The sequence below is a fragment of the Aquirufa sp. A-Brett2-W8 genome, from assembly GCF_054558755.1.
On sequence record NZ_JBPXKS010000002.1, the window covers coordinates 171,502 to 197,977 of the forward strand.

At 39.9% G+C, this 26,476-nt stretch carries 23 protein-coding genes; 12 read left to right on the forward strand and 11 right to left on the reverse strand.

Annotated features, from left to right (window positions below):
* Positions 1–46: 46 nt before the first annotated feature.
* The 9 genes from ACST13_RS00730 (at position 47) to ACST13_RS00770 (ending at position 11,492) form a co-directional block, all read left to right on the forward strand.
* Positions 47–1,387 carry a trigger factor gene (locus ACST13_RS00730; RefSeq protein ID WP_459521304.1) on the forward strand — a complete coding sequence of 447 codons (1,341 nt, stop codon included), beginning with the start codon at positions 47–49 and terminating at the stop codon, positions 1,385–1,387.
* 131 nt (positions 1,388–1,518) lie between these two features.
* Positions 1,519–2,226 (forward strand): ClpP family protease, encoded by a 708-nt coding sequence (locus ACST13_RS00735; RefSeq protein WP_459460690.1) that lies wholly within the window; start codon positions 1,519–1,521, stop codon positions 2,224–2,226.
* Positions 2,226–3,473, forward strand: a complete 1,248-nt coding sequence (gene clpX, locus ACST13_RS00740; protein WP_459521305.1) for an ATP-dependent Clp protease ATP-binding subunit ClpX — start codon at positions 2,226–2,228, stop codon at positions 3,471–3,473. The genes ACST13_RS00735 and clpX overlap by 1 nt, the downstream gene beginning before the upstream one ends.
* Positions 3,474–3,477: 4 nt before the next feature.
* On the forward strand, positions 3,478–3,813 hold the full coding sequence (locus tag ACST13_RS00745; protein WP_459521306.1) for a type II secretion system protein: 336 nt from the start codon (positions 3,478–3,480) through the stop codon (positions 3,811–3,813).
* Positions 3,814–3,890: 77 nt separating this feature from the next.
* Positions 3,891–4,577, forward strand: coding sequence for a (d)CMP kinase (gene cmk / locus ACST13_RS00750; protein WP_459521307.1), 687 nt, complete (start codon positions 3,891–3,893; stop codon positions 4,575–4,577).
* Positions 4,564–5,538 carry an NAD(P)/FAD-dependent oxidoreductase gene (locus tag ACST13_RS00755; RefSeq protein WP_459521308.1) on the forward strand — a complete coding sequence of 325 codons (975 nt, stop codon included), beginning with the start codon at positions 4,564–4,566 and terminating at the stop codon, positions 5,536–5,538. Before cmk ends, ACST13_RS00755 begins: the two co-directional genes overlap by 14 nt.
* A gap of 34 nt (positions 5,539–5,572) precedes the next feature.
* Complete coding sequence (locus tag ACST13_RS00760) at positions 5,573–8,590, forward strand: BamA/TamA family outer membrane protein (protein WP_459521309.1); 3,018 nt, start codon at positions 5,573–5,575, stop codon at positions 8,588–8,590.
* Entirely contained in the window at positions 8,591–10,243 is a 1,653-nt protein-coding gene (locus ACST13_RS00765) for a CotH kinase family protein (protein WP_459521310.1), read from the forward strand. It abuts the gene before it with no gap.
* Position 10,244: 1 nt separating this feature from the next.
* Positions 10,245–11,492 carry a glutamate-5-semialdehyde dehydrogenase gene (locus tag ACST13_RS00770; RefSeq protein WP_459521311.1) on the forward strand — a complete coding sequence of 416 codons (1,248 nt, stop codon included), beginning with the start codon at positions 10,245–10,247 and terminating at the stop codon, positions 11,490–11,492.
* On the opposite strand, the gene ACST13_RS00775 is transcribed toward ACST13_RS00770, so the two are convergent.
* The 6 genes from ACST13_RS00775 to nusB are packed head-to-tail and all read right to left on the reverse strand — an operon-like array spanning position 11,489 to position 16,123.
* Positions 11,489–13,285: a DNA polymerase III subunit gamma/tau gene (locus ACST13_RS00775; RefSeq protein ID WP_459521312.1), complete on the reverse strand. Its 1,797-nt coding sequence runs from the start codon at positions 13,283–13,285 to the stop codon at positions 11,489–11,491. The two genes, ACST13_RS00770 and ACST13_RS00775, sit on opposite strands and share 4 nt — an antisense overlap.
* A gap of 23 nt (positions 13,286–13,308) precedes the next feature.
* On the reverse strand, positions 13,309–13,908 hold the full coding sequence (coaE, locus tag ACST13_RS00780) for a dephospho-CoA kinase (RefSeq protein ID WP_459521313.1): 600 nt from the start codon (positions 13,906–13,908) through the stop codon (positions 13,309–13,311).
* 3 nt (positions 13,909–13,911) lie between these two features.
* Positions 13,912–14,214, reverse strand: a complete 303-nt coding sequence (yajC, locus tag ACST13_RS00785) for a preprotein translocase subunit YajC (RefSeq protein WP_459521314.1) — start codon at positions 14,212–14,214, stop codon at positions 13,912–13,914.
* Positions 14,215–14,218: 4 nt separating this feature from the next.
* The gene (locus ACST13_RS00790) at positions 14,219–14,659 is read right to left on the reverse strand and encodes a DUF1573 domain-containing protein (protein ID WP_459521315.1); all 441 of its coding nucleotides are present in this window, start codon (positions 14,657–14,659) and stop codon (positions 14,219–14,221) included.
* A 1-nt stretch (position 14,660) separates the two neighbouring features.
* Complete coding sequence (locus ACST13_RS00795) at positions 14,661–14,957, reverse strand: YtxH domain-containing protein (RefSeq protein WP_459521316.1); 297 nt, start codon at positions 14,955–14,957, stop codon at positions 14,661–14,663.
* Between the two features lie 2 nt (positions 14,958–14,959).
* Positions 14,960–16,123 (reverse strand): transcription antitermination factor NusB, encoded by a 1,164-nt coding sequence (gene nusB / locus ACST13_RS00800; RefSeq protein ID WP_459521317.1) that lies wholly within the window; start codon positions 16,121–16,123, stop codon positions 14,960–14,962.
* A gap of 88 nt (positions 16,124–16,211) precedes the next feature.
* Between nusB and ACST13_RS00805 the strand changes: the two genes are divergently transcribed.
* A complete protein-coding gene (locus tag ACST13_RS00805; RefSeq protein WP_459521318.1) occupies positions 16,212–18,014 on the forward strand; it encodes an ABC transporter ATP-binding protein in 1,803 nt (600 codons plus the stop codon).
* Here the strand turns inward: ACST13_RS00805 and ACST13_RS00810 are convergent.
* Positions 17,985–19,292 carry a TolC family protein gene (locus ACST13_RS00810; protein ID WP_459521319.1) on the reverse strand — a complete coding sequence of 436 codons (1,308 nt, stop codon included), beginning with the start codon at positions 19,290–19,292 and terminating at the stop codon, positions 17,985–17,987. The genes ACST13_RS00805 and ACST13_RS00810 overlap by 30 nt on opposite strands.
* A gap of 117 nt (positions 19,293–19,409) precedes the next feature.
* Between ACST13_RS00810 and ACST13_RS00815 the strand changes: the two genes are divergently transcribed.
* Both ACST13_RS00815 and ACST13_RS00820 read left to right on the forward strand, forming a co-directional pair.
* Entirely contained in the window at positions 19,410–20,222 is an 813-nt protein-coding gene (locus ACST13_RS00815) for an MOSC domain-containing protein (protein WP_459521320.1), read from the forward strand.
* Between the two features lie 141 nt (positions 20,223–20,363).
* Complete coding sequence (locus ACST13_RS00820) at positions 20,364–21,623, forward strand: MFS transporter (protein ID WP_459521321.1); 1,260 nt, start codon at positions 20,364–20,366, stop codon at positions 21,621–21,623.
* Here the strand turns inward: ACST13_RS00820 and ACST13_RS00825 are convergent, their stop codons facing one another.
* The 4 genes from ACST13_RS00825 to ACST13_RS00840 form a co-directional block, all read right to left on the reverse strand.
* A complete protein-coding gene (locus tag ACST13_RS00825) occupies positions 21,624–22,214 on the reverse strand; it encodes a hypothetical protein (protein ID WP_459521322.1) in 591 nt (196 codons plus the stop codon).
* 11 nt (positions 22,215–22,225) lie between these two features.
* Complete coding sequence (locus ACST13_RS00830) at positions 22,226–22,519, reverse strand: autorepressor SdpR family transcription factor (protein WP_459521323.1); 294 nt, start codon at positions 22,517–22,519, stop codon at positions 22,226–22,228.
* A 65-nt stretch (positions 22,520–22,584) separates the two neighbouring features.
* On the reverse strand, positions 22,585–23,478 hold the full coding sequence (locus ACST13_RS00835) for a hydroxypyruvate isomerase family protein (protein ID WP_459521324.1): 894 nt from the start codon (positions 23,476–23,478) through the stop codon (positions 22,585–22,587).
* A gap of 1 nt (position 23,479) precedes the next feature.
* Positions 23,480–26,476 carry a PVC-type heme-binding CxxCH protein gene (locus tag ACST13_RS00840; protein WP_459521325.1) on the reverse strand — a complete coding sequence of 999 codons (2,997 nt, stop codon included), beginning with the start codon at positions 26,474–26,476 and terminating at the stop codon, positions 23,480–23,482.

Below are 26,476 nucleotides of genomic sequence, written 5' to 3' on the forward strand. Positions count from 1 at the left end.
AGGTTTTGAGGGTTTTATTTTAATAGCTAATTATAAATAAGAACAAATGAACATTTCACTTAACAAGGCAGGGGATTTAGAAGGTCGTTTGACCGTTGCAGTTTCACCGGCAGATTACGCGGAAAAAGTAGAGGCTAAATTGAAGGATTATCGCAAAAAAGCATCCATCAAAGGATTTCGTCCGGGTATGGTTCCAGTAGCGTTAGTAAAGAAATTATATGGTCAATCTGCTTTAGTAGACGAGATAAATCACTTGTTAGGCCATGCCGTTTCTGATTATATTAAGGAGAATAAATTGAACCTAGTAGGGGAGCCTTTGCCAGCAGTAGATGAGGCAGATGCGATCGATTGGGAAAAAGATACAGAATTTACGTTCCATTATGATTTAGGTTTTCACGGAGATTTCACGGTGGATTTGGCCAAAATCAAATCAATCAACTCCTACGAAATCAAAGCAGACAAGAAGGAAATCGAAGAAACGATCGAAAACTTGAAGAAGCAATTTGGCGATCAAACTCATCCAGATTCAGTAGAAGACCGTGATTTAGTATTCGGAACTTTCACACAAGGTGACTGGGTAGAGAAATCGGCTATTCCAATGCACGCTATCAATGACAAATCAAAAAAGGTTTTCATCGGCGCTAAAAAAGAGGATACCTTGAAATTTGCGATTGATAAAGTGTTCGTAGATGCGAAAGCTTTAGCCTTAGCAACAGGTAAAAAAGAAGACGAAGTAGCTGATTTAACTGGCGAGGTTTCTTTCGTAGTGGAAGATATCACACGTCAAGTGCCATCAGAATTGAATGTGGCTTTTTATGACAAAGTGTTAGGTGCTGGAAAAGCGACAGATGAGAAATCATTCCGCGAGCAAGTAGAAACAATTGTCACAGAGAACTACAAGCGTGAGGCAGACTATTTATTACGTATTGATGCAGAAAAGGCAATTTTAGAGCAAGTAAAAATCGCTCTACCAGAAGCATTTTTACGTACTTGGTTGATTCGTATCAACGAAGGTAAATTTACGGCAGAGCAAATTGATCAAGACTTTGATAATGTGAAGAAAGACATGCGTTGGAACTTGATTAAAAATGAAATCGCTGAGAAATTCGACGTCAAAGTAGAATATGCCGAGGTGGTAGAGAAGGCAAAAGAAATGGTGCGTGGGCAATTTGGCGGATATTTATCGTCTAATGAGCCAGGTATCGAAGAAATGATTGAAAAAATTGCGATGGGTTATTTGAGTGATAAATCGAAATCAGATAACTTCATGAATTTGTATAATCAAGCTTTCGCGGATAAAGTTTCTACTGCAATCGTAGAAAATATCCCTCATAAAGTAACGAAAATAGAAGTTGACAAATTTAAGGCGATCGCTGCGGCGCTTTAATCCTAGAATTGTCATTATTTTTTGAAAGCCCCGCATACCGCGGGGTTTTCTGTGAACTAAGGTTCGTATATTTGTGTTTTGCTTATTAATTGCAGAAATATTTTAATTTTGATTTTTAAACATTGAGACCTATGTATCCAAAGGAGTTGTCATCAGAAGAGTTTCGCAAATATGCGGTTCACCATAGAGGTTTGAACGGTCTTGCGGTAGATCAGTATATGAATAACGTCGGAAGTCGTCCGATGCATCAAATTGATGATATGACGCAATATATCATTGAGGAACGCCCCATGCGTTTTGCTCAGATCGATGTATTTTCTCGTCTAATCATGGATCGCATCATCTTTATGGGTGTTCCAGTAGATGATTATATGGCAAATATCATCGTGGCTCAATTATTATTCATGGAGTCAACGGATGCGAAAAAAGATATCGTGATGTACATCAATAGCCCAGGAGGTTCTGTTTATGCAGGTTTGGGTATTTATGATACGATGAATTATATCCGTCCTGAGGTAGCGACTGTTTGTACTTCTCTAGCAGCCTCTATGGGTGCAGTTTTGCTAGCAGGTGGCGCAGCAGGTAAGCGTTCTGCTTTAGAGCATGCACGCGTTATGATTCACCAACCTTCAGGAGGTGCGCAAGGCCAATCCCGCGATATCGAAATTACGGCGCGTGAAATCGTTAAAATTCGTCAAGAATTATATGAAATTTTATCGAAACACTCCGGTAAATCGTTTGAAGACATTGAACGCGATTCAGATCGTGATTATTGGATGAAGGCAGCTGAGGCGAAGGAATATGGTTTAATTGATGAGATCTTAACAAGAAAAGTCTAGTGGCTAGTAATAAAAAAACAAGTTGTTCTTTCTGTGGTCGTCCTAAAAATGAGGTAGGCTTATTGCTTTCTGGAATTGATGGCCACATTTGTAATAACTGCTTGCAGCAAGGGTATGAAGTGGTGAAAGAGGAGTTAGGAGAAGCAGCGAAGGCGAAAGCGGGTACCAAGCATTCCTTTGAATTAGTGAAGCCTAAGGATTTGAAAGAATTCTTAGACGAATATGTAATAGGCCAGGAAGAAGCTAAAAAGCACCTTTCTGTGGCGGTTTACAACCATTACAAACGTCTGATGCAGGCACCTGCTATGGACGATGTGAAGATTGAAAAATCAAATATCTTGATGGTAGGGGAAACAGGAACGGGAAAAACCTATTTAGCTCGGACTTTAGCCCAAAAATTACAAGTTCCCTTCTGTATCGCTGATGCTACCGTTATAACCGAAGCAGGTTACGTGGGAGAGGATGTGGAAACTATTTTAACGCGTCTTTTGCAAGCGGCTAATTATGACGTGGAGAAGGCAGAATGTGGGATTGTTTTCATTGATGAAATAGATAAAATTGCCCGAAAGTCGGATAATCCATCCATCACGCGTGATGTTTCAGGCGAGGGTGTTCAGCAAGCGCTTTTAAAATTATTAGAAGGTTCGATTGTGAACGTTCCTCCGCAAGGTGGTCGTAAACACCCAGACCAAAAAATGATCGCCGTTAACACGGAGAACATTTTATTTATTTGTGGTGGTGCTTTTGACGGCATTGGTCGCCATATCGCTAAGCGATTAAATTCCCGTCCGATTGGTTTCTCCGGCGATGATACTTTTCATGAATCTTTCGAGAAGGATCAGATCATGAAATATGTGACGGCGCAGGATTTGAAGTCTTTTGGTCTAATTCCAGAATTATTAGGTCGCCTTCCGGTGGTAACTTACTTGAATCCATTAGATGAAAAGGCCTTATTATCGATTTTGACGGAGCCTAAAAATGCGCTCGTAAAGCAATATGAGAAGCTTTTCGATATGGAAAGTGTTAAATTAACCTTCAAAAAGGATGCACTCGTTTACATGGTAGAACAAGCCATGCAATTTAAATTAGGTGCGCGTGGTTTGCGTTCAATCATGGAAGCTGTGATGATAGATGCCATGTATGAGATTCCGTCACAATCAGAAATTAAGCAATTCGAGGTGGATTTAAATTATGCCAAATCCAAGTTTGAAAAGACCGTTTTTCATCAAATGAAAGTAGTCGCTTAGCATCATGAAAAAAATCATAGTACTATTTTTTATTTTCTCTTCCGCTTTTGCAGGGGAGGAAAATAACAAAGCCACGGCCATTCAAATGGCTCCTGTGGAGGTCCTTGAGACGGTAAAAGTTAAAAAACACATAAAGGAAGTAAAATCCCTTGCGAAGCCTGAGATAAAAACAACAAAAAGACCCGTAGAACCACGTGGTTGGCATCCCAAAATAAAAATAGGCTTTACCTTAATTGCATTGGGAGTCGTTTTAGCCATCGTAGGTTTAGGATTCGTAGGTGGTTTGTCTGCCTTTATTGGCTTGATATTCACTATTGCGGGATTACTACACACGTATTAATCTGGCATCATCGACTGAGCTCGTTTTTTAATTATTTAGTAGAGATTAATGTGCCGAAGCCAGTATAATTTTTATTCATGTCTGATATTATCATTGCCTTAGATGGCTTCTCTTCATGCGGAAAAAGTACCACTGCGCGTCACGTAGCTGCGTCTTTGCATTATGCTTTTTTAGATACAGGGGCCATGTACCGTGCGGTGGCACTCTATTTTCATCGTCAAAAGGTTGATTTAGCCCATCTTGAAGCAGTGAAAGAAGCTCTAGCACATGTGGAAATAACGTTTCAGTTTAATCCTTCGAAGCAAGCATCGGATACCATTTTAAATGGCGAAAATGTCGAAGCAGAGATTCGCAAAATGTATATTTCTGATTTAGTTAGTCAAGTGGCTGCCATTCCGGAAGTACGGCATGCGATGGTAGCTCAACAACAACGATTAGGTGAAATGAAAGGGATTGTGATGGATGGTCGAGATATTGGGACGGTTGTTTTCCCTCAGGCAGAATTGAAAATTTTCATGACTGCAGAACCGCATATTCGGGCGCAGCGAAGAAAATTAGAGCTTTTGCAAAAAGGGGAGGACTTACCTTTAGATGAGATCATAGAAAATTTACGTAAGCGGGATGAAATTGATTCAAATCGTAGCGAAGGGCCATTGAAGCGTGCGGCAGATGCCATCGATTTAGATACATCCTATCGTTCGATGGATGAACAAGTAGAATTTGTTTTAGATCAAGTTCGACGCGTGCAAGGTGAAAAGCGCTAATCCTTTCATCATTATAGGCCAGGGTTTAGCTGGTACGATTTTAGCTCACCATTTTTTGGAGGCTGAGATTCCGTTTGAGATTTGGGATTCTCCTGAAACTCATTTTAATTCATCACAAGCCGCTGGGGGTATATTTAATCCCGTAACAGGTCGCAAGCTGGAGCAAACCTGGTTAGCTGATGAATTATTCAATTATCTATTTGAATTTTATCCCCGAATAGAAGCAACTTTAGGAACGCAGTTTTTTCATCCAATGCCCTTATTTAGGCCCTTTGCAAATGAAGAAATGAAGACTTGGTTAGTCGAGCGAAAAAACGAAATTCACCATGAATATTTAAGGTGGGAGTCCGAGGGTGTTTGGGTAAATAAGGCAGGTTGGGTAGATGTGGTTAAGCTTTTACGCGTTTCTCGCGATTATTTCGAGGCAAAAAGCCTATTGAAGATTGGGGTATGTGCAGAACCTAAGGGAATCTATTGCGAAGGATTTCATGGTCAGCAAAATCCTTTGTGGTCTTGTTTGCCATTCTTGCCTGCGAAGGGGGAATTAATGGAAATACAATCTTCTCAGCCTTCTCAGGAGTATATTTTGAACAAAAATGGATTTGTCTTGCCTCTAGGAAATCAACATTTTAAGGTAGGTGCGACGTATAGTTGGAAGGAGTATTCGAATGAAACTACGCCGGAGGCATTAGCTGATTTGCAAGCTAAATTGCAAGTTATGGGGGTGGATTCTTACGAGGTACTTGTTCAAAAAACTGGTATACGACCAGCTACTCAGGATCGCCGACCTTTTGTGGGATTCCATCCATCTCTGGAGGCGGGTATTTTTAATGGATTTGGTTCGAAAGGGGTTTCTTTAATGCCCTATTTTGCCAAACAATGGACGGACGAAATCCTAGGTAGATCAAGTGTTCATTCTGAAGTATCAATTCGTCGATTTTATCATTTATTTTCCGTTTAAATCTGTAAATTTGGTTTTAAAGTCTTTGGGCCAAATGAGAATTTATCTTTCCCTACTTCTTGCGCTTCTTTTGTGGTTCTCTGCTTGCACGCAGCTGGAAGCTCAAAGCTCTCAATGGCTTCCCGAAAATCACCGGATTCAATACCAGAAATTTCAGTGGAAATTTGTGGCCAGCTCTAATTTTGAAATATACTATTTAGAGAAAAATGAGCCGATGGCTAAATCAACTTTGGCCTTTTTAGAAGCTGATTTTGTACGCGTGACGGAGTTAATTTCTTATTCTCCAGTCCAAAAAGTAAAGATCTTTATTTACCCTAATCACGAATCTTGGCTACAAAGCAATAGTGGAATTTCTTTAGCTAATGCGAAAGATGTAGAGGAAGAGAATTTATCTAAATTTCGAGTTGAAATAGCCTTTAAAGATAATTTGGGCGCATTTAAACAAGAATTAACCAAGCAAGTTGCACGTGTCTATTTACAAGATCTCTTATATGGAGGCAGTGTAAAAGATGTGTTACAAAACTCCTTGTTATTGAACGTATCAGAATGGTATGTGCTCGGCATGGCTGCCTATATTGCGTCCGGTGATTCGCCTGATATGAGACGTTTTACCTACCAAATCATTAGTGAAAATAAAATTCGAAAACTTCCTTTAGCACGTGGAAAAGAAGCAGAATTATTAGGACAATCAATCTGGTTCTACATTGCGTCCACCTATGGAAAACAGGCCGTAGGAAATATCTTGAATTTGACTCGAATCATTCGTAGTGAGCAATCAAGCATTTCAAGCACAATTCGCAAACCATTTTCGAAGTTTTTGAAGGATTGGTTTGATTATTATTTGAATGATGCGAAACAGTTAGAAGTTAATTCTCAAAAAGTTTTCTCTACCGATGAATTTAAGGCATCCCAAACCAAAATGAGTACCTATCGACTTAGTCCAGATGGCTTACATGAGGTTTGGGTGACGGACGAAGCAGGTCGATTCAGTGTTAATCTACATACCATTGGCCTAAATAAGTCCCAGGTTATTTTACAGTCGGGTTTAAAAGATGTCAATCGAATTACTTCAGGCAAGGGTCCTTTGTTGTCTTGGAGTGCTAAAAATCAATTAGCCGTGTTATATTCAGATCAGGGGTATAGCTGGTTCAAGACTTTTCAAATTGATAAATCTGGAAAAGCCAAAGGGGAGGATAAAAAGAAGATAGCCAATCTGTCTTATTTGGATATGGAAATGTCAGCGAGCGGCACTAAAATGCTAGTTCGAGTGATTGAGAAAGGTCAAGTGGATGTGGGAATCTATGATTTAAAACGAAATCGGTTGAACCCCGTGACAAAAGATGCTTTCGATGAAACGGAGGCGCACTTCTTACCAGATAATCGAATTTTGTATTTAACTGATCGTTATATTGATTCTTTGCCTGCACGTGCAGCTCCTTTTACGTCTGCCTTTATTTGGAGTCCAGAGGAACCAGAAAATCCAACTCGGTTGTTTTCCACTTCTGGTAGGGTTTTTAATTTTCAATTCCGATCTGATTCAATAGCCTATTTTTTACAAGCCCAAAATCAAGGTAATAGACTTATTCGATTGCAATTAGCTGATACCACTTTTCAACAAATGGCCGTGCGCTCTGTAGCTTGGGATAATTTCGAGGTTTCACCTAGCGGCATTTCGAGTATCGAAAATACCATACTTGTGGATAAAATTGCGCGCTACAACTGGGCAAGCCTCGATGAATTAACTAACTCTAGTTGGATACCCACTATCGTGGATCCTGTTGTTTTGAATTCCATTGAACCGGTGCTTAGCGAAACGACTGATCTAGCCAAAAAATCAAGGAGGGCACGTTTAGAACGTCAACAAACTATTCGATTAAAAAGAGAGCCAGGAAAATTAATCGGTCCTTTGGATTATGAAAATTCCTTTGTGATGAATACTTCGGAAGGACTTTTTAAGTCAGATCCAATAAGAGGACTTGGATATGCTTATGAGGCGAAAGCAAATGATCTTTTAGAAAATCATCTATTTAAAGCGGGGGTATTTTTAACGGCAAATCTTCGTAATTCTGACATTTGGGGAGAATATAGTTATTTAGCCAATAAACTGGATTGGACATTTAGGTATGATCGTAAAATTCTGGGGCAAGATACGGAAGCGGATGCTCAGAAGATTCGCTTTAATCGTTTTGCCTTGAGTGCGACTTATCCATTTAGTTTATTAAGTAGATTAACTGTCACTGGCACCTATTCCACTAACCGATTATTTAGTCAGTATTCTTTAAATAATCAGGAAAATTATTCCGGTTATGCTGGCACCCAATTGAATTATGTATTTGATAATACGGTTCCTATGGGCGAAAATCTACGAACAGGAGTTAAATTCAGCCTAGTAGCAGAAGCTCACAAAGACCTAGTTAATACCGGCGATTTTGTTCGACTAGGATTAGATGCGCGCTATTATAAGAAGCTTTCGAACACTTTTTATTTAGCCACCCGCTTTTCAGCTTCACATCAAATGGGCTCGAAAACACAGGCTTCTATGTTAGGAGGGATGGATAATTGGTTGTTTAATAAATCAGAAACTCGTAATCAAGAAACTCCACTTGGCTTAGGTGGTTTAGCAAATCGAGATGTATTTATGAGTCAATTTATTTCTCCACTGCGCGGGTTCGCATTAAATAAATTAAGCGGGAATAGTCATTTATTATTTAATGCCGAATTAAGGATACCGGTGAAATCTTTATTTTCTATTGAGTCCTCCTCTATAGTAAATTCGGTTCAATTAGTCGGTTTTTCAGATGTAGGAACTGCCTGGTCAGGCTCTAGTCCATTTGCGAAATCGAATGGATTTAATACGAATATTTATGGGGGCAATACCAATCCATTCCAAGCTACTGTAACCGATTACCGCAACCCCTTTTTAGTAGGATATGGTTTCGGAGCTCGTGCGACGGTTTTTGGTTACTTTGTTAAGTTTGATTACGCCTATGGCCTAGAAAACAAGGAAGTAAAATCCCCAGTGACTTACCTAACTCTCGGTTACGATTTTTAGATGAAGAAAAGCCTATTTGTTCTTCTACTTTTGCCTTGGGCACTTTATTCCCAAAGTCTTAGCGTTTCAAACCTCCCCATCATCCGGATAAATACGAAAACTCGAGTTATTCAGGATGAACCAAAAATTCCAGTGACCATGGAGATTTTTGATAAAGGCGCAGGGCAATTAAATCAATTATCTGCTTCGCCTACCATCACCACGGTGGCGGGCATTGAATTTCGTGGATCCACTTCGCAAGCCGATTTTTATTTTCTTCCAGGCTATGTTAAAAAGCCCTACGGAATTGAATTATGGACCGATACCACTGGGGTAAAAGATAAAAAATTGTCTTTGGTTCAGATGCCGGAGGAATCGGATTGGGTGCTAAATGCCTCCTATAACGATCGTTCCTTTATGCGTGATTTTCTAGCGCAGATGATCGCTGGTCGTTTAGGTGTTCTCAATAGTAAGACGAAATTCATCGAGCTAATTATCAATGATGAATACAGAGGGGTATATGTCTTAATGGAGAAAATTAAGCAAGGTAAAAACCGTGTACCCATTTCTGATTTATACCCTACTGAAAATTCGGGAGATAATGTAACTGGTGGCTATCTATTGAAAATTGATAAGACGAGTGGTTCCCCGTCCACCACCTTTAAGAGTAATTATACGTCAGGTATACTTGCGACTCAAAAATGCGAATTTCAAATAGAATACCCGAAATACGGCATCATCACCCAGCAACAATTGATCTATATTCGGGATTATATCAATAAATGGGAACAGAAATTGATGACGGAGGATATGAATGATCCGAAGGCTAGTTTTAGGGATATGATGGATATGCCCTCCTTTGTTAATTATTTCATTTTGAATGAGGTAACCCGGAATGTGGATGGCTATCGATTGAGCACCTATTTGTATAAGGACAAAGAGTCATTAGGTGGAAAGATAAAGATGGGGCCGGCATGGGATTTTAATATTGCTTTTGGTAATGCAGATTATTTAAATGGTTGGAAAACGGATGGCTTTGTCTATAAAGCAATGGAGACTGATGCGGGTTCTAAAGATTACTGGCAAGTGCCTTTTTGGTGGAATAAATTGATTCAAGATGCGAGTTTTCGTAAGGCTTTAGCTACTCGCTGGAAGGCTGTTCGATCTACTTTTTTGAATACCAACGCAATCAATGCCTCGATCGATTCGACACAGATATCTTTAAAGGATCCATTAACACGTAATTTTCAGAAATACCCTTTGATGGGCAAAAAAATATGGCCTAATTATTATGTGGGCTCTAGTTTAACAGATGAAGTAAATTGGTTGAAAAACTGGATTCAAGGTCGACTAACGTGGTTGGATGCCCAAATGACTCTTTTCGGCAGCCCTATTCTGGGTAATGAATTAGAGGAAACGCAGGCCATGGTATATCCGAATCCCTCCAGAGGCTTATTTTATTGGAAATTTAGTTTAGAAAAATCTTCGACGGTGAATTATCAGATTATTGATAACCAAGGGCGGGTGTTAATTTCCTCGAAAAGCCTTAATTTTGAAGCAGGAGAGCAAATTTATCCTTTGGATTTATCTAGCTTACCTTCTAGTGCTTATATTCTTCAATGGACCACTGGAGAAGGATCCTACCAAAAAATCAGATTAAATATTTCGAATTAATATGTCTACTATACTAGATCAATTTCAGCGCACTCGTACAGCTGCATCCTCTTTAGCGATGGCAAGCGGGGAGTCCCGAAATGCGGTCCTTTTAAGTTTAGCCACATTAATTCGAGAAAATTCTGCCGCGATTCTTCTAGAGAATCAAAAGGATTTAGATCTTATGCCTTTCGATCATCCGATGCGCGATCGCCTTCAATTAACGGAGGAGAGACTTGAAAATCTAGCTGATAGTGTGATTTCCGTAACGCAATTACCTAATCCAACGGGGCAAACATTAGTAAAAAAAACACACCCTAATGGATTAGAACTGACTAAAGTCACTGTCCCTTTGGGGGTGGTGGGAGTTATTTTCGAATCTCGTCCTAATGTCACAATTGATGTGGCCGCTTTGTGTATCCGATCTGGAAATGCGGCCGTATTACGAGGCGGAACGGATGCGCTGCATACGAACACTATTTTAGTGGATTTGATTCATCAGGCATTAACTCAGCAGGGAATTTCAACGGATGTAGTATATTTAATGCCTACGGATCGGGAACTGGTGACTACGCTCTTGACCGCAGTGAAATATATAGATGTGATTATTCCCCGTGGTTCGGAGGCCTTAATTCAGCGAGTTCGAAAGGAATCCCTCGTTCCTACGATCGAAACAGGTGCTGGAGTTTGCCATACCTATGTGGCGTCCTCAGCAGATATAAATATGGCGGTAGAGGTTGTGGTGAATGCCAAAGTATCTCGACCTGCAGTCTGTAATTCTCTAGATACTATTATCATTCATCAGTCGATTGCAAGTCAATTCTTGACTCAGGTGCTTGAACCCTTAAAGGCTTATTTGGTAAAGATTTTTGCAGATGAGCTATCCTATACAATTCTTGAAAAGCTATCGTATCCTTTTTTAGAAAAGGCTAGCGAAGCTGATTTTGGACGGGAATTCTTGGATTTTGCTTGTTCTATTAAAGTTGTTAGCGATTCTCAAGAGGCGCTTACTCATATTGCATCCTATTCATCTCGTCATTCCGAAGCGATTGTGACATCGGACGATGCTGAGGCTCAGTATTTTCTTTCAGCGGTGGACGCTGCGGCCGTTTATTGGAATGCGTCTACTCGATTTACGGATGGGGGGGAATTTGGATTAGGTGCTGAAATAGGTATTTCTACCCAAAAATTACACGCCCGAGGCCCCTTCGCTTTGGAGAAATTAGTCACCGAAAAATGGATCGGTATAGGACAAGGCCAAATTCGTTAAAATTCGTGATCTAATCCCATTCTTTGCTTCATTTCCACTAGAATTGGGTGTTTTTGGGAAAGGAAATCGTATTTATCCGACTGCGTATAAATCAATTTTTTATCAGAAACCTCGCCATCAATTATATCTAGACTGAGGTCAATTGTATCATTATTAAGTCTTTCTCTTAATTGCGTGATTAATTCCAATTTTAGGGAATCATTGAATTGCTGTATTTGCGCTTCCCCTTCCAGCTTCATGTGAATGACAGAATCTACCAAACTAAATTCTCGATTCATCATCACATACTTGTTGATGAAATTGCTCTTTTTAAATCCTTGAGCAATATTAGTCCAAACTAATTTAAGTTTCTCGAAGGTAAATGGCTCATTCTGAGCTGCTCCTTGGTTATTAGCTTCGCTATTCTCTTCACTTTGATTAGAGCTTGCCACTTTCTTCGCACTGCGTAAACCATGACTGCTTGGTCTTGCAACGGGTGTTTCGCTAGCCACCGTTGGAGTTGCTGGTACAGGGGCAGGAACATCTGTTTTTAAGGCTATCTCTGCGGCTTCTGTAGCTACCGCAATGGTATTATCAGCAATAACAGGAGTGACGGGCTCTGGGACTGCAGGAGCTACCGCAGCCGGGGCTATTGGTTTACTCTCAGACTTTTTTCCGGCGCCACCCTCCACCGCAGGTTGTGCTACTGGCTGATAGACCGACGGCAAATAAGTAATTTTTAATAAGGTCAGCTCTACGTGCAAACGGGAATTTTTAGCCGCTTTGTAGTGAATCTCACATTGAGAGCAAATATTCATCGCCGATAATAAGAAAGAGGCTGAGGTTGATCCGCTTTGCGCTTGGAATTTACCGCGATTTTCTTCGCTCAATTCCATTAAGGCAAGTGTCTTCGGATCTTTAGCAAACAATAAATTACGGAAGTGCTCAGATAGGCCAGCGATAAATTGTTGGCCATCGAATCCTTTGCGCATAATTTCGTCTAATAGAACGAGAGCGTCTGTATGATTTTGATGTATGAAGAAATCCGTTAGTTGGAAGTAATAGTCACTGTCCAAAATATGTAAATTCTCCAGCACATCCGCATATCTTAGCGAATTGTCGGTCGAATAGGTGACATTTAGGTCAAACATCGAAAGTGCATCTCTTAGCCCTCCGTCTGCTTTGATAGAAATCAACTCTAAGGCAGCGGGTTCCGCTGTGATACCTTCTTTTTCAGCTATAGCAGATAGGTGTGACGCCATATCTTTCCATTGGATGCGATTGAAATCAAAGATTTGGCAGCGCGATAGAATCGTAGGCAAAATCTTATGTTTCTCCGTGGTCGCAAGGATGAAAATCGCGTAGGATGGTGGCTCTTCTAAGGTCTTTAAAAAGGCATTGAAGGCGGAAGCCGAAAGCATATGAACCTCATCGATGATGTAGATCTTGTATTTTCCACTTTGAGGAGGATAACGAACTTGATCGATCAGGTTACGAATGTCTTCTACGGAATTATTCGACGCTGCATCTAATTCATGTATGGTTAACGAGGTATTTTCTTGGAAGGAATGACAAGAGGAACATTTTCCACACGCTTCTCCATCTGCTCCTAATTCCTGGCAATTAATGGTCTTCGCTAAAATACGCGCACAAGTTGTTTTCCCCACTCCCCTAGGACCACAAAACAAGAAGGCTTGCGCTAAGTGATTTGACTTAATCGCATTCTTAAGGGTAGTTGTGATGTGACTTTGGCCTACCACAGAATCGAATTGGGTAGGGCGGTATTTACGTGCTGAAACGACAAAATTTTCCATAATCAAATTTACTTTTTATAGCCTTAATTCCCAAATACCTCCATAATATTCATCACTTGCGGCCAAACACGGTCATTTTTACCATTTGCAATCACGAAATCGGCCCCCCAAAGGTAGTTTTTAGGTTGCGGCTGTAAATCGATCATTTGCATCGTTTCCATATAACTCATTTGACTTCTTTTTTGAATATGTTGAATACGCTCGCTCAATGGGCAATCCACCGTAATCATCTGCGTAATATGTTCCGGTTTAGTGCGCGGAGTAATCAAGGCGGATTCGTAAAGGTAAAAGGGAGCTGAAGGAGTAGATGAGATCCATTCTACCGCCTGGCGACGAACTGCTGGATGGATGATGGAATTCAGTTGAGCGATATCACCTGGATATTTTTGAAGTAATCCTTTCATCCAAGCGCGATTATAGCTGCCATCTGGAAGATAAGATTTAGGGCCAAATTCAGCGATGATAGCCTCCTTTACTGCGTCATCCTTCTCGCATATTTCTCTAGCCACTTTATCGGCCTCAAAAACCGGAATGCCTAGACATGAAAAAATCCGGCAAATGGTTGATTTGCCGGATCCTATTCCGCCTGTAATTCCAATGAAAGGTTTCAGGCCTATGGTCATATTTTATTCTTCTGTTAAACGAGATGACGCATCTTTAGAGACCGCTGTCTTTTCGAATACCATACGAACTCCTTTGCTTGAATCAACTTCTACTACGATAGTTTTTTCGCGGATTGTCACAATAGTTCCGTGTGCCCCCCCGATGGTAACCACTTTATCGCCTGTCTTTAATTCTTCGATGAATTTTTTCGCCTCTTTTGCTTTTTGTTGTTGTGGACGAATCATGAAGAAATAAAATACGACAAAAATACCTCCAAAAAGGATGATTTGTATGTACGCTGGACTCTGTGCTTGTAGTAATAACATGAGATTATTTTTTAGGTAAGACTTCTACTTTAAATGCCATTCTGTTCTCCGCGGGCAGCGTATTACAGTAGGCGGTAATGGTTTTTTGCAATTTGCCTTCTTTTCCTTTAGAATCAAATTTCACTCGGATGAAACCTTTTTCCCCCGGTTGAATAATATCAGTACTCCATTTAGGTGTAGTACATCCGCAGGATGCATTCACAGAGATAATTTTCAAAGGCAGATTTCCTGTATTTCTAAAATTGAACGTATGAAAAACACTATCTCCTTCGACTAATCGCCCTAAAGAGACAAAAGGTTTATCTACTTTCAGGATGGGGTATTTTTCTGCACTCGGTTTTAAGGCTGCCGGTATGGCATTTTCTGTTGCATTGTTGGCCTCTTTTTGCTGGTTCGTACAGGAAAAAATCCCGATTAGACAGAAAAATAGGAGGGTGGAACGCATCTTATTTGGCCTTAATTTGAGTCATCATTCTTTCCACGTCCTCAAGCAATTTCTCTGCTTTGATTTTCGCGTCTTGAACGACTTTTTTGCCTTCTGATTTCGCTGTGGTTTCGATTACCTCTTTACCATCTACAATATCGTTGATTAATTGCTTTAATTGATCACGGTATTTATTCAATTGGTAATACAATTTGTTGCGGGTATTTTCTCCTTTATCTGGAGCATATAAAATTCCTACAATGGCACCTGCAGCAGCTCCTACTACGAAGGCCCAAAAAGATCTAGATGATTTGCTCATTTTTATTTATTAGCTATGTCGATTAATCCTCGACCCGATTTATTAATCACTTTTTCGTGAACTAAGCGGCTCGAAACCACGTCTAAAATACCATTAATAAATTGGCCAGACTTAGGTGTCGAATAGTTTTTCGCCAGTTCGATATATTCATTTATACTTACTTTAACCGGAATACTTGAGAATTTAACCATCTCGGCTAAGGCCATTTTTAAGATGATAAAATCTGAAACTGCTAGGCGATCAGATTCCCAGTTTTTAGTTTGGTCACCGATCCACGTGCTTAGTTGCTTGTCTTCAGTCACGCTGTAATCAAACAATTCCTCAAAGAATAATTTATCGTCCTCCCATTGGATTGCGAGTGGCTGTAAACTCATGTCCTCCAAAGCCTCTATTTTAAAGGTTTTGTTTGCCATGCTTTTTACTACATCCTTATTCAAAGACCAATTTAAATCTTTTTCCTCAAAATACTCTGTCATCGACTCGTGTTTTAGAAGGAAATTTTTCAATACATGTTTGACGAATTCTAAATCATCTTCAAACTTCTTGCCTGAGTTAGGAAGGTAAGTTAAGAAGGTTTCATCCGTCAGGATGTTCTCGATAAATAATTTCTTGATTAAATTTTCTTCATCTTCCGACCAACCAATGCGATTTTTATCAAAGGCACGTTGTAAATCACCCCATTTGGAAAGAATATAAAGCACTTTGTTTTTTGCTAATAAGGACGTCTTCGTCGAATTTTCTAAAAGACGCCTGTTTTCATCCCAAAGCGCAATTAATGGTAATTGCTGTAAATAAAATAGAATTTTCAGGTACTGCTTATTGATGGATTCTACTTCTAAAACCATATCCTTTTTCAGCTTTTCCGCGATTTGCTTAACATTAGCGTGGTAAGTTTGGAAAACCGAATGAGCGGCATCTTGCGCTTCAACGGGAATTGTTTCTTCCGAAGTGATTTCTTGGAAATGCTCTTTTAATTGAATTTCGGCTAGTTGTCTTAGACCCTCTAAGCGAGGCATTTGATCCTCTTTCGAGACCATCAAGGATAAATCAGGCTGAAAAATGGTCGCTAAACCATCAAAAGCTAATTGATACTGGGCACGTTCTTGGGTATAGTAAGCATACAATTGTTGAAATGCTTTAACCCGTAGTAATCTCCTGTTAACCATCCGAAAAAAAAGAGCGTCTTGTTTTGAATCTCAAAATTAAGAATTTTAATTGATAAAGGTCCTATCTTTGTACTCAATTAATCTTTATATGGGCGCATTAAGTCATATCAATCAGTATTTTTGGAAGTACAAATGGCTGTTAGTCCTTGGAATTATCTTCACTTTATTCTCTAATTTTTTCGGAGTTTTTCCAGCACAATTAGTTCGTTACGCGCTCGATTTAGTGACGGAAACCATCGATATTTATTTTCTCTTCAAAGGATTTACCCTCCAAAAAGCTTTCTACGAAATCTTCGGATTTACCCTTTTTTTCTATGGTGGCTTGATTATTTTGATGGCTATCATGAAGGGCGTATTCCTGTTTTTAGTTCGCCAAACCCTCATTGTCATGTCCCGTCATATTGAGTATGAATTAAAAAATGAGATCTATACACATTACCAAACTTTGCCATTGTCCTTTTATCGTCAACAAAATACGGGTGATTTAATGGCTCGAATTTCCGAAGACGTAGGTAAAGTGCGCATGTATGTAGGGCCCAGTATGATGTATGGACTTAATTTAATTGCTGTCTTTATATTGGTCATCTATTTTATGTGGCAGGTGAATCAAAAATTAATGTGGTATGTATTAATGCCCCTGCCCATTTTATCGATTAGTATTTATTATGTGAATTCGGTGATTATAAAAAAATCCGAAGAGATTCAAGGTGCTTTATCGCAAATTTCTACTTTTGTTCAAGAGGCTTTTTCGGGTATTCGCGTATTAAAATCATTTGTAAGGGAGAAAAAATCCTTGGATTCATTTGCATCAGCGTCGAATGATTACCGAGCAAAGTCTCTCGGTTTAGTCAAGGTGGATTCGCTTTTCACCCCTTTGATTGCTTTATTGGTCGGGTTTTCGACGATTTTAGTCGTGTACATAGGTTCGCGGGAAGTGATTGCCGGACGGATGACCGTGGGTAATATTACGGAGTTCATTATGTACGTGTTTATGTTGACTTGGCCGGTGACTGCTTTAGGTTGGACGAGTTCACAGATACAAAGAGCAGCTGCTTCTCAGAAGCGGATTAACGAGTTTTTAGATGCCAAATCTGAATTAACAATTGGAAAACAAATTCGACAGGAGATCATTGGAAACTGGGAGTTCAAGGAAGTGAGTTTTACCTATCCTGGATCTGATCGTCCCATTTTAGAAAAGCTGAGTTTCAAGATTGAGTGTGGAGAGTCTGTTGCCTTATTAGGCCAAACAGGTTCTGGTAAATCTACCGTTGCGTTATTAATGGCTCGTTTTTATGATCCTATTTCAGGGGAAATTTTACTGGATGGCATTTCTTTGAAGGATTGGGATATAGCCTGGGTTCGTTCTTTTGTAGGATTTGTGCCGCAAGATGTATTTTTGTTTTCGACGAGTATTTCGGATAATATTCGCTTCGGGAATGATACACTAACACAAGAAGCGATTGAAGTGGCAGCGAAACAAGCGGACGTTTATGATAATATTATGGAGTTTCCTGATCAATTCGAAACCATTTTAGGGGAACGAGGAATTACACTTTCAGGTGGCCAAAAGCAGCGTGTGTCGATCGCTCGTGCTTTGGTTAAAAATCCCAAAATGCTCGTATTAGATGATTGCCTCTCCGCCGTAGATACACATACCGAGCATACGATTTTAGAAAATTTAAAGCAGGTAACAGTAGGAAAATCTTCCTTGATTATCTCTCACCGCGTTTCCTCTGCTCGCTTAGCGAACCGAATCTTTGTTTTATCAGATGGCACAATCTTTGAAAGCGGAAGCCACAAGGAGCTAATGAAGACAAAATCCTTGTATTATGAGTTGTATCAACAACAATTAAACGAGGAATTACAACAAGTTTCCGCTCAATCGAATTAATTCAATTTCTGCTGATTTAGCAGCGAATTTTGCCTCAATTAAACGGGTTTCTGCTGCTACCGCATTGCGTTGCACCTCACGTAATTCGTATGAGGTGGCAATCCCTACTTTGAAACGATCAAAAGCGATTTCAATATTTTGCTTAGCAATCGTGTAGTTTTCTGTTTCTAATTGAATCAAATTCATCGAATTCTCATAGGTAACATAGGTTCTTTCTAAAGACGATAATAAGGCATTTTTCAAGTCATCGATTTGTATAGCGGCAATTTCTGCGTTTATTTTCGCATTTTGAATTCGGCGTTTTTGGTTATACCCATCAAAAATATTGATAGTTGCTCTCAGACCATAGTTGAATACATCACTACTTCCTTTTTCCACTCCAAAACCCGCCCCATTTGCTACATTATTCATCGCATATCCTGCGAGTAAATCGATTTGCGGTTTTTGTTGGCTCTGTAAACTTTTAGTATCTAAATCACTGATTTTTTTCGATAAAATAGCGCTAATTAGGTTTGGGTTTTGAGATAAGGCACTCATTTTCAATTCCCCCAACTTTAGTTTGGGCAGCAAGTCGATGTTAGTGTTGATTTGAAAATCAGATTTGTAGTCTTTAATTAGAATCGTATTAAATCCAATTTTAGTATTGGTGAAGGATTGTTCCTGAGCGATTAATAGGGCTTTGTCCTCATTATAATCTACTTGAGCGGAGTAATAATCCACTTTAGAGCCTTGTCCTACCTCGTAGCGATCCTTGGCTAGTTTTAATCGGTCATTTGAAATTTCGAGGCCTTTTTTGAAGTTATTTACCCGCAAATTTTGTCGAATTAAATCATAATAGGTAGAGGAGATTAGCGCAATTAAGTTTTCAATATTTGTCTCTGTTTGCTTAGCTCCTAAATTTTGTAATTCTTTAAAGCGATCACGCAGTATAAACATTCCTTGTCCATCATAAAGTGTCCAAGCCATCACGACACCAGCATTTCCAGAATTTGAATTAACACCCGATTGTACTAATGGTGGGCGTAAACCACCAAAAAATGATTGATCTAGTCCCGAAATCGTATAATTCTTAGAAGCTGTACCCGTAACAGTAGGTAAAAATCCGGCATTCCCTAAGGTATTTTCATTGGCTGCAATACGTTCTCTTTGTCTTGAAATTTGAATCGAATATTGCTTTGAAATTCCTTGTTGGATCGCGTCCTCTAATGTTAAAACTTGTTGCGCTTCTACAACTAAAGGACATAAAATGGCGAATAAGGCTAAGCGAAAATGTTTCATAGGTATAGGTTGAATACAATCAATAAAACAAACTTAGGAAAATCTTGCCATATTAAGAAGGCGAAAGCCTATAAGTACTCATAGGGCTTTTTTCATAGAATAGCTTACATTTGTTCTATGATTTCGCATCTCTTTATCTATCCCATCAAGTCCTTAGGGGCAATTTCGTTACAAAAAGCAGTCGTAGAGCGAGAAGGTTTACGTGGCGATCGTCGATTTATGTTAGTAGATGCTGCAGGTAAATTTATTACTCAGCGGACGCGGCCTGAATTGACTCGCTTTATCCTAGCTGAATCCGATCATGGATTTATGGTGAAGGATTCTGTTGCTGGCTTAGAGAAGGAACTTATTTGGAATCCTACCTTAGGTGCTTGGATTCCCGTAGAGATTTGGGACGATCACTTATTAGCTCAGGAAGTTCTAGATGGTTGGTCGTTGTGGTTTTCAGAGGCTTTAAAAGAGGATGTTAAATTAGTGCGTATTTCAGCTGAAAATCCTCGTGAAATGAAGCCAAAGCACCAAACGTCTTTGGCTAAAAACACCTCATTTGCTGATTCTTTGCCACTTTTAGTCATAGGGTCAGCCTCTTACCAGGCATTGGAAGATCGCTTAAATGAACCGGTTGATCACCTACGATTTCGCCCTAATATTATTGTAAATTCTACTGAACCATTTGTGGAAGATACTTGGGCTGAGATAAAAATGGGAGAGGTTCGTTTGTATGGTGCCAAACCTTGTGCCCGATGTTCCTTAGTAAATGTAAATCCACTCTCAGGCGAATCAGATTTGGAAACCTTAAAAACACTATCCTCTTTTCGGACGATTAATCACAAAGTCTATTTTGGTCAGCAATTTGTACCTATTTCCTTAGGAACAATTCAGGTAGGTTCTGCCTTAGAGACAATTGAAACAAAAGATGCGATTTATTAAGCATAGCTCTCGTGAGGTAGTTTTCGGAGCCTTTTTTGGTTACATTTGGGTTAACGTTCATTTTGTCCCCTTTGTCTTTTTCTGAGGATAAGCGACTTTGGGCAGATTAAGCATTTTGGAGTCCACTATTTTATCTTTTGCATGGGATTTTTTCAACATAAAGAAGCTTATAAAGCATTGCAATTTCCAGAGTTTAGAGCGTATGTGACAGGGAACACGCTTTTTACCATTGCCTTGTTGATTCAAGAAGTAGTTTTAGCTTACGAGATTTATAAGATTACCCATAATCCTTTGGCATTGGGTCTGATTGGCTTAGCAGAAGCCGTACCTTTTATTTCTTTGGTCTTGTTTGGCGGGCATTTTGCCGATAACCGAGATAAGAAAAAAATCATGCAGGTGACGCTTTCCCTCATCATTGCCGCCTCCATCTTTTTATTATATTCGAGTTCGCAGCTTCGATCTGCAGATCCAGATTTTCATATTTATTCGATCTATGCGGTTATTTTTATTATAGGTCTTTCCAAAGGTTTTTTCAGCCCCGCAGCATCCTCATTAAATCCCTTTTTAGTGCCTAAAGAAGTGTTTGCAAATGCCGCAACGTGGAATAGCTCTTTTTGGCAATTAGGTTCTATTTTAGGGCCAGGTGTGGCCGGATTCTTGTATGCTTATGCAGGTTTATCGGGTTCATTGATAACGGTTATTGCCTTATTGCTCGGTGTCATGGTGTGTATTTTTCAAATAGAAAATCGACCCGTACCCGTAAAGACAGTACACCACGAATCGATTTGGCATAGTTTACGCGAAGGGATTGCCTACGTTTTTAAGACCAAAATTATCCTCTATTCAATCTCCTTGGATTTGTTCTCAGTGCTTTTTGGCGGCGTTATAGCCATCTTGCCCATTTTTGCGGAGGATATTTTGAAAGTAGGAGCGGAGGGTTTGGGTATTTTAAGGGCTGCGCCTTCTGTAGGAGCCGTGGTAACGATGGTTACGTTAGTTTATTTCCCGCCTTTAAAACATGCTTGGAGAAATTTAATTTTGGCGATTGCCGGATTCGGAATAGCCACTTTCGTATTCGGTCTTTCGACTAATTTTTGGCTCTCAGTCACAGCTCTTTTCTTTACTGGGGCTTTTGATTCGATCAGCGTTGTGATTCGCCAAACAGTTCTACGATTCTATACTCCTGATGAAATGCGAGGCCGCGTTTCTTCCGTAAATGGTGTTTTTGTGAGTACTTCGAACGAGATGGGAGCCTTTGAATCGGGAGTTGCTGCTAAGTTCTTTGGAACCGTTCCATCCGTTTTAATAGGTGCAGGGGTGACGATGGTACTCGTTAGTCTCGTGGCGCTAACCTCGAAAGAATTATTCGACTTAAATGTAGACCAAAAAATAAAGGAATAATTATTCTTTAGCAGCTTTAGCTGCCTCTTCTTCTGCTGCTTTCAGGGCCGCTGCTTCCTCTTCTGCAGCTTTCAAAGCCGCAGCTTCTTCAGCAGCGATTTTTGCTTTATGTTTTTCAATTCGTTCTGGCCATGTCTTCAAGATATCAATGATTGATTTCTTGGATTCTTGTGCCCATTGAATGGTTTGGATTACCTGAATATTGGACGCATTTTCACCTAAAAGGCAAGGAAGGATTTTTATGTGCACATCCTCCGTTTTCTTTTTAGATTTTATGATGGTCGCATCACAGGATAAGTGGTGTATAATTCCATCCGGAGTTTGACCTTCTGATACATAAAAATGGTCTAATTGCTCTATTTGGATTGTTTTTTCAGCGATCAAATCAGTCCCTTGAAAATGCATTTGATGAATAAAGTCGTCTCCCACAGCTATATAGGATACTCTTTTATTACCCGATTTTTCCGCAAAAAAATCACCGATGGACTGAAATAGGTTACGCTTTGATAAAGTCGTAATACCCATTCCTTTGGTATTAGCTGGAAGATAAGATTGTATAAATTGAAAAGTACTGGGCAGGTGAAAATTCATGTTAATACAGATTAAATTTCGATTCTAATTTTAGGTTTAGGGAATTCAAAATACTTAGAGAAGGACTGAAACCAGGCATGTATAACTTCAAAGCCTGTTTTGTCTAGTTTATATACAATAAATTGTCCCTTTTTATCAGCTTGGATTAGATTTGCTTGCTTTAGCAGATCCAAGTGATGTGAAATGCTAGGTTTGCTCATATCAAACTGAGAGGCAATTTGTCCTGCATTTTGTGGGCCATTCACTAAGAAATGCAATATTTCTCTCCGGGTAGGATCGTTGATTGCTTTGAATTTTGCGTCCATCTTAATTAGATAATTAAGCGAATGTCTAAATTAAATTTAATTTTAGCAAATAAAAGAGGCAATAATTAGACGTCTGATTTGCGATAAGCTTCAATTAAAGCTATTTCTCCTTCCTTACCCGGTTTAGAATTTCCATGTTCCATGCCTAAAACGCCGGTAAATCCTTTTTGTTTTAAGTGCCTGAAAATATTTTGATAATTTACTTCTCCCGTGGTAGGTTCTTTACGGCCTGGATTGTCCCCTATTTGAAGATAGGCGATTTCATCCCAGCATTTATCCATGTTTGCAATGAGATTTCCTTCATTTCGTTGCATATGATACATGTCAAAAAGAATTTTGCAAGAGGGGGAGCCTACCGCTCTGCATATACTATAGGTTTGGTCGGAATAGCGTAAAAATAAGTCTGAGTTATCGCTTAGTGGTTCTAAAACCATAGTTAGTCCAGCAGGCTCTAAGATTTCTGCCGCACGTTTTAAATTATCTATCACGTGGCCTGTTTGGATGCCCATGGGCAGATCTCTCGTGAAATTACCAGGAACCACGGTGGCCCATTTCGCATTTATACGCTTCGAGGTGTCTACCGCTTTTCGGCAAGAATCAAGGAATAAATCGGTCCACTCTTTCTTGCCGGTAGTCATGGTTTGCTTGTCAAAAAATCCATCGAATTTGATGACAAACACACCCATTTTCATATTTAGCTTAGCTAACTTTTCTCCGATTTTTTCCTGTAGCGCAACCGGTCTTCCCATGAGCTCATTGTCTTCTAAGGCAGTAAATCCTTGATCATACATAAACTGTAGCTGATCTAATTCAGACGGCCCTGCGTGGTTTTTAAACATGCCAAAATGCGGAGCATAATTTAATTCAAATGGCTTCTCCCGCGCAATGCTAGACCCTTTCGAAAAGGAAGGAATTAATAAACTGGCACCCAAAATGGAGGCAAAGTCACGACGATTCATCTTATTTTTTCTTTAAAGTGAATAAATATTCCATTAGATCAACTAATTCAGTCGCGCTCATAGCATCGGCTAAACCCTCAGGCATGAGCGATTCAGGTAATTGCTTGACTGTTTTTAAGGCGGATGTCTTGAAGCTTTTCACCATTCCTCCAGGAATGCGTAATACGATATCCGTTTCGTTTTTAGAAACAACAATACCCTGATACGTATCCCCTGATTTAGTATTTACCTCAAAAGTCTCATAGCCAAAACCAATACCCGCATTGGGATGTAGAACGGACATATACATCCCTTCTTTTGATAATTTGGTGCCGATTTCGGTCAGCTTTGGTCCAAAATCAATTCCCTCATTATTCACAACGTGACACATAGCGCAGGAATTAGAGAATGCTATTTTACCTTTCACAGCATCCCCTGACATTTTAACTAAATCAGCCATCGCTGGATGCGATTTCTTAGTTTCAGTTTGATGTTTGTCTAAATAACTATTTGCTCTTGTTCGGATGGATTTTCTCCATGCTTTTTGTAGACTTTCTACCACTAAGGGAACATAGGCAGCGGGGAATTTCTTTTTATCTAGTAAATCCAGGACAAATTCTTCGGTCGGATAGGCATTACCTATCACGCGGGCAGCTTGCATCTGTACGGATTTACTAAATTTAGGATCTGTTGTTGCTTCAAATAACAATTGTGCAGATTCATTCTTTCCTTGGTAACGCAGCGATTCGATAAGGGCTAATTGATCAGCTTCTTTGCCTGCAAAGAAAGTCGACCGAATGAGTTCTGCTCCTCCCGCTAAATTGTATAAAACTTGACCAGATTTTGTTCTTTCGTTTCCAGAGATAATCATGTCTAATATGCGGGAACTTTCCTCCTTTAATTGATAGTAATCTACTAATTCAAGGTATTGTTTACCGTTTATTTGCTTTAATAGACTAGATAGCACTTGTTTAGCTTCTGGGTGAACGGCAATATAGTCAGGCTTAACATGGCGAACTGCCTCGATCTGTACCGTTATATCCGACGCAAATTTTCCACTAATTAGGCCAAATAAAGCCTCTGATTTTTTCTCCCCCGGCATAAAATCCAAAGCGCGGAAATAGGCTAACGATTTCGTATTTCCAATCATTTCAATTAATGCGGGGAGGGCCTTTTCGGTTCTAGCTCTCCACACCATATCGGCATAGCCTTTTGAATTTTCTGGCTTTAAAGCCATATATGCCTCAAATCGTTCATCCCAATTACCATCAGCACCGATGCCTAAGGCTTCTAAATACCAGCGATCTTGCCCGTTATGGCGCATGGCTAAAGTAGCCCATAGTTTATTCACTTCGTCACCGGAAAGATGGCGCAAGGCAATTGCTAATTCTCTTCTGACTGACGCATGCTGATCTTTTACCGCCTTAGTAGCTAGTGAAGCCCATTCTGCAAAAGGCTTCTGCTTAGCAGCTCGAATTGCCATCATTTTAAGGCTCGGATTAGCTTGCTCGTAGGCTTTTTGAATAAATTCATTTGAACGTGGGCCTTGGTTTAATACCCAAAACGCTCTTGCCCTAAAACGTGGATTTTCGTTCGTGTAGAAGGCTTTTTCTAACACAGCGTCTGCTCTAGACCCCATTTTTTTCAAGGCTTGAAAAGCGAGAAAACGAGTTTCTAAATTAGGATTCTCTAAGACTTTAAAGGCTGATTCAGGGGTACTTAGATCTATGGCAGCTGTTTTATACGCATGACCTTTGGGTGCAATGCGGTAAATACGTCCTTTAGCTTGATCGCCAGCTTGGTGTCCACCTACGCCTGGATCGTACCAATCAGCTACAAATAGTGAACCATCTGGTGCAGCAGCGACATCGGCAGGTCTAAACCATTGATCTCTAGAGCTAATTAGATTATTAATGCGAGCTTCGTATCCGGCACCCCAAGGTGTCGTGGCATAGGAGCGAACGACATTAGGGCCCGCATCCGTATGAATCATTTGATTTTGGAAGATAGAAGGCAATAAATTCCCTTCATAAATAATCATCCCTGTAGGAGAACCTGCACCGGTTTGCAATAAATTAGGCATCACCCCTGGATCATTTAAATGCCAGTGACGTAAAGGAATCTCTTTTTCGATATTAGTTCGATTTACATTCCAACCTTCACCGGTCATTTCATCCACATAACCGTAGTTTCCATGCTCGAAAACGGCATTTATTCGTACCCCTTTGTTGCCATCATCATCATTATCTGATTGCCAAAGCCCCCCATAAGAGTCTACAGCCACCTCGTAATTATTTCTGAAATTATGTCCTAATACCTCCACCTGACTTCCGTCTAGGTTACAGCGGAAAACCATTCCTTGACGGTATTTTTTAGGACCTATCGGATCTCCATCTTGATCTAAAACAGGATTGCCTTTCCCATCTAATAATTGCTTTCCTTCGTTTCCTAGATTAAAATAAAGTTTTCCATCTGGACCAAAAGTAAAGGCATGCGCCCCATGGTCATGCTGATCTCCTCCAATTCCGGAAAACATAACTTCCTTGCGATCTGCCTTTCCATCCCGTTTATCATCGAACATTTTCCAGATATAGGGACTTTGGGATACAATCACCATCGAATCTAAAACGGCAATGCCTAAAGGGGCATTAATTTCAGGTGATTGATAAAACACTTTACGAGAATCCGCTAGACCATCGCCGTTAGTATCCTCTAAAATCAAAATCCGATCCCCTTGTGGGTTAGTAGGATTCCCATTAATACCAGGACGATAATTATATGCTTCTAACACCCAAACGCGTCCTTTAGAATCCACGTCAATATTAGTGGGATTAATTAACATCGGTTCTGAAGCGAAAGGTTTCACCTCTAAACCTTCAGGTACTTGAAGCGTGGATACCTTTAATTGAATAGAATCAGAAATTATTTTCTTCGTCTGAATCAATTTAGGGATACCTAAGCTCACGAGACTAATCATCCCACCTAGGAATAGGAGCGGAGCATTTTTGGCTATTTTCAT

Coding starts and splice junctions, on each gene's coding strand:
- ACST13_RS00730 (WP_459521304.1), top strand. CDS start 47: ATGAACATTTCACTTAACAAGGCAGGGGATTTAGAAGGTCGTTTGACC.
- ACST13_RS00735 (WP_459460690.1), top strand. CDS start 1,519: ATGTATCCAAAGGAGTTGTCATCAGAAGAGTTTCGCAAATATGCGGTT.
- ACST13_RS00745 (WP_459521306.1), top strand. CDS start 3,478: ATGAAAAAAATCATAGTACTATTTTTTATTTTCTCTTCCGCTTTTGCA.
- cmk (WP_459521307.1), top strand. CDS start 3,891: ATGTCTGATATTATCATTGCCTTAGATGGCTTCTCTTCATGCGGAAAA.
- ACST13_RS00760 (WP_459521309.1), top strand. CDS start 5,573: ATGAGAATTTATCTTTCCCTACTTCTTGCGCTTCTTTTGTGGTTCTCT.
- ACST13_RS00765 (WP_459521310.1), top strand. CDS start 8,591: ATGAAGAAAAGCCTATTTGTTCTTCTACTTTTGCCTTGGGCACTTTAT.
- ACST13_RS00770 (WP_459521311.1), top strand. CDS start 10,245: ATGTCTACTATACTAGATCAATTTCAGCGCACTCGTACAGCTGCATCC.
- ACST13_RS00775 (WP_459521312.1), bottom strand. CDS start 13,285: ATGGAAAATTTTGTCGTTTCAGCACGTAAATACCGCCCTACCCAATTC.
- coaE (WP_459521313.1), bottom strand. CDS start 13,908: ATGACCATAGGCCTGAAACCTTTCATTGGAATTACAGGCGGAATAGGA.
- yajC (WP_459521314.1), bottom strand. CDS start 14,214: ATGTTATTACTACAAGCACAGAGTCCAGCGTACATACAAATCATCCTT.
- ACST13_RS00790 (WP_459521315.1), bottom strand. CDS start 14,659: ATGCGTTCCACCCTCCTATTTTTCTGTCTAATCGGGATTTTTTCCTGT.
- ACST13_RS00795 (WP_459521316.1), bottom strand. CDS start 14,957: ATGAGCAAATCATCTAGATCTTTTTGGGCCTTCGTAGTAGGAGCTGCT.
- nusB (WP_459521317.1), bottom strand. CDS start 16,123: ATGGTTAACAGGAGATTACTACGGGTTAAAGCATTTCAACAATTGTAT.
- ACST13_RS00805 (WP_459521318.1), top strand. CDS start 16,212: ATGGGCGCATTAAGTCATATCAATCAGTATTTTTGGAAGTACAAATGG.
- ACST13_RS00810 (WP_459521319.1), bottom strand. CDS start 19,292: ATGAAACATTTTCGCTTAGCCTTATTCGCCATTTTATGTCCTTTAGTT.
- ACST13_RS00815 (WP_459521320.1), top strand. CDS start 19,410: ATGATTTCGCATCTCTTTATCTATCCCATCAAGTCCTTAGGGGCAATT.
- ACST13_RS00820 (WP_459521321.1), top strand. CDS start 20,364: ATGGGATTTTTTCAACATAAAGAAGCTTATAAAGCATTGCAATTTCCA.
- ACST13_RS00825 (WP_459521322.1), bottom strand. CDS start 22,214: ATGAATTTTCACCTGCCCAGTACTTTTCAATTTATACAATCTTATCTT.
- ACST13_RS00830 (WP_459521323.1), bottom strand. CDS start 22,519: ATGGACGCAAAATTCAAAGCAATCAACGATCCTACCCGGAGAGAAATA.
- ACST13_RS00835 (WP_459521324.1), bottom strand. CDS start 23,478: ATGAATCGTCGTGACTTTGCCTCCATTTTGGGTGCCAGTTTATTAATT.
- ACST13_RS00840 (WP_459521325.1), bottom strand. CDS start 26,476: ATGAAAATAGCCAAAAATGCTCCGCTCCTATTCCTAGGTGGGATGATT.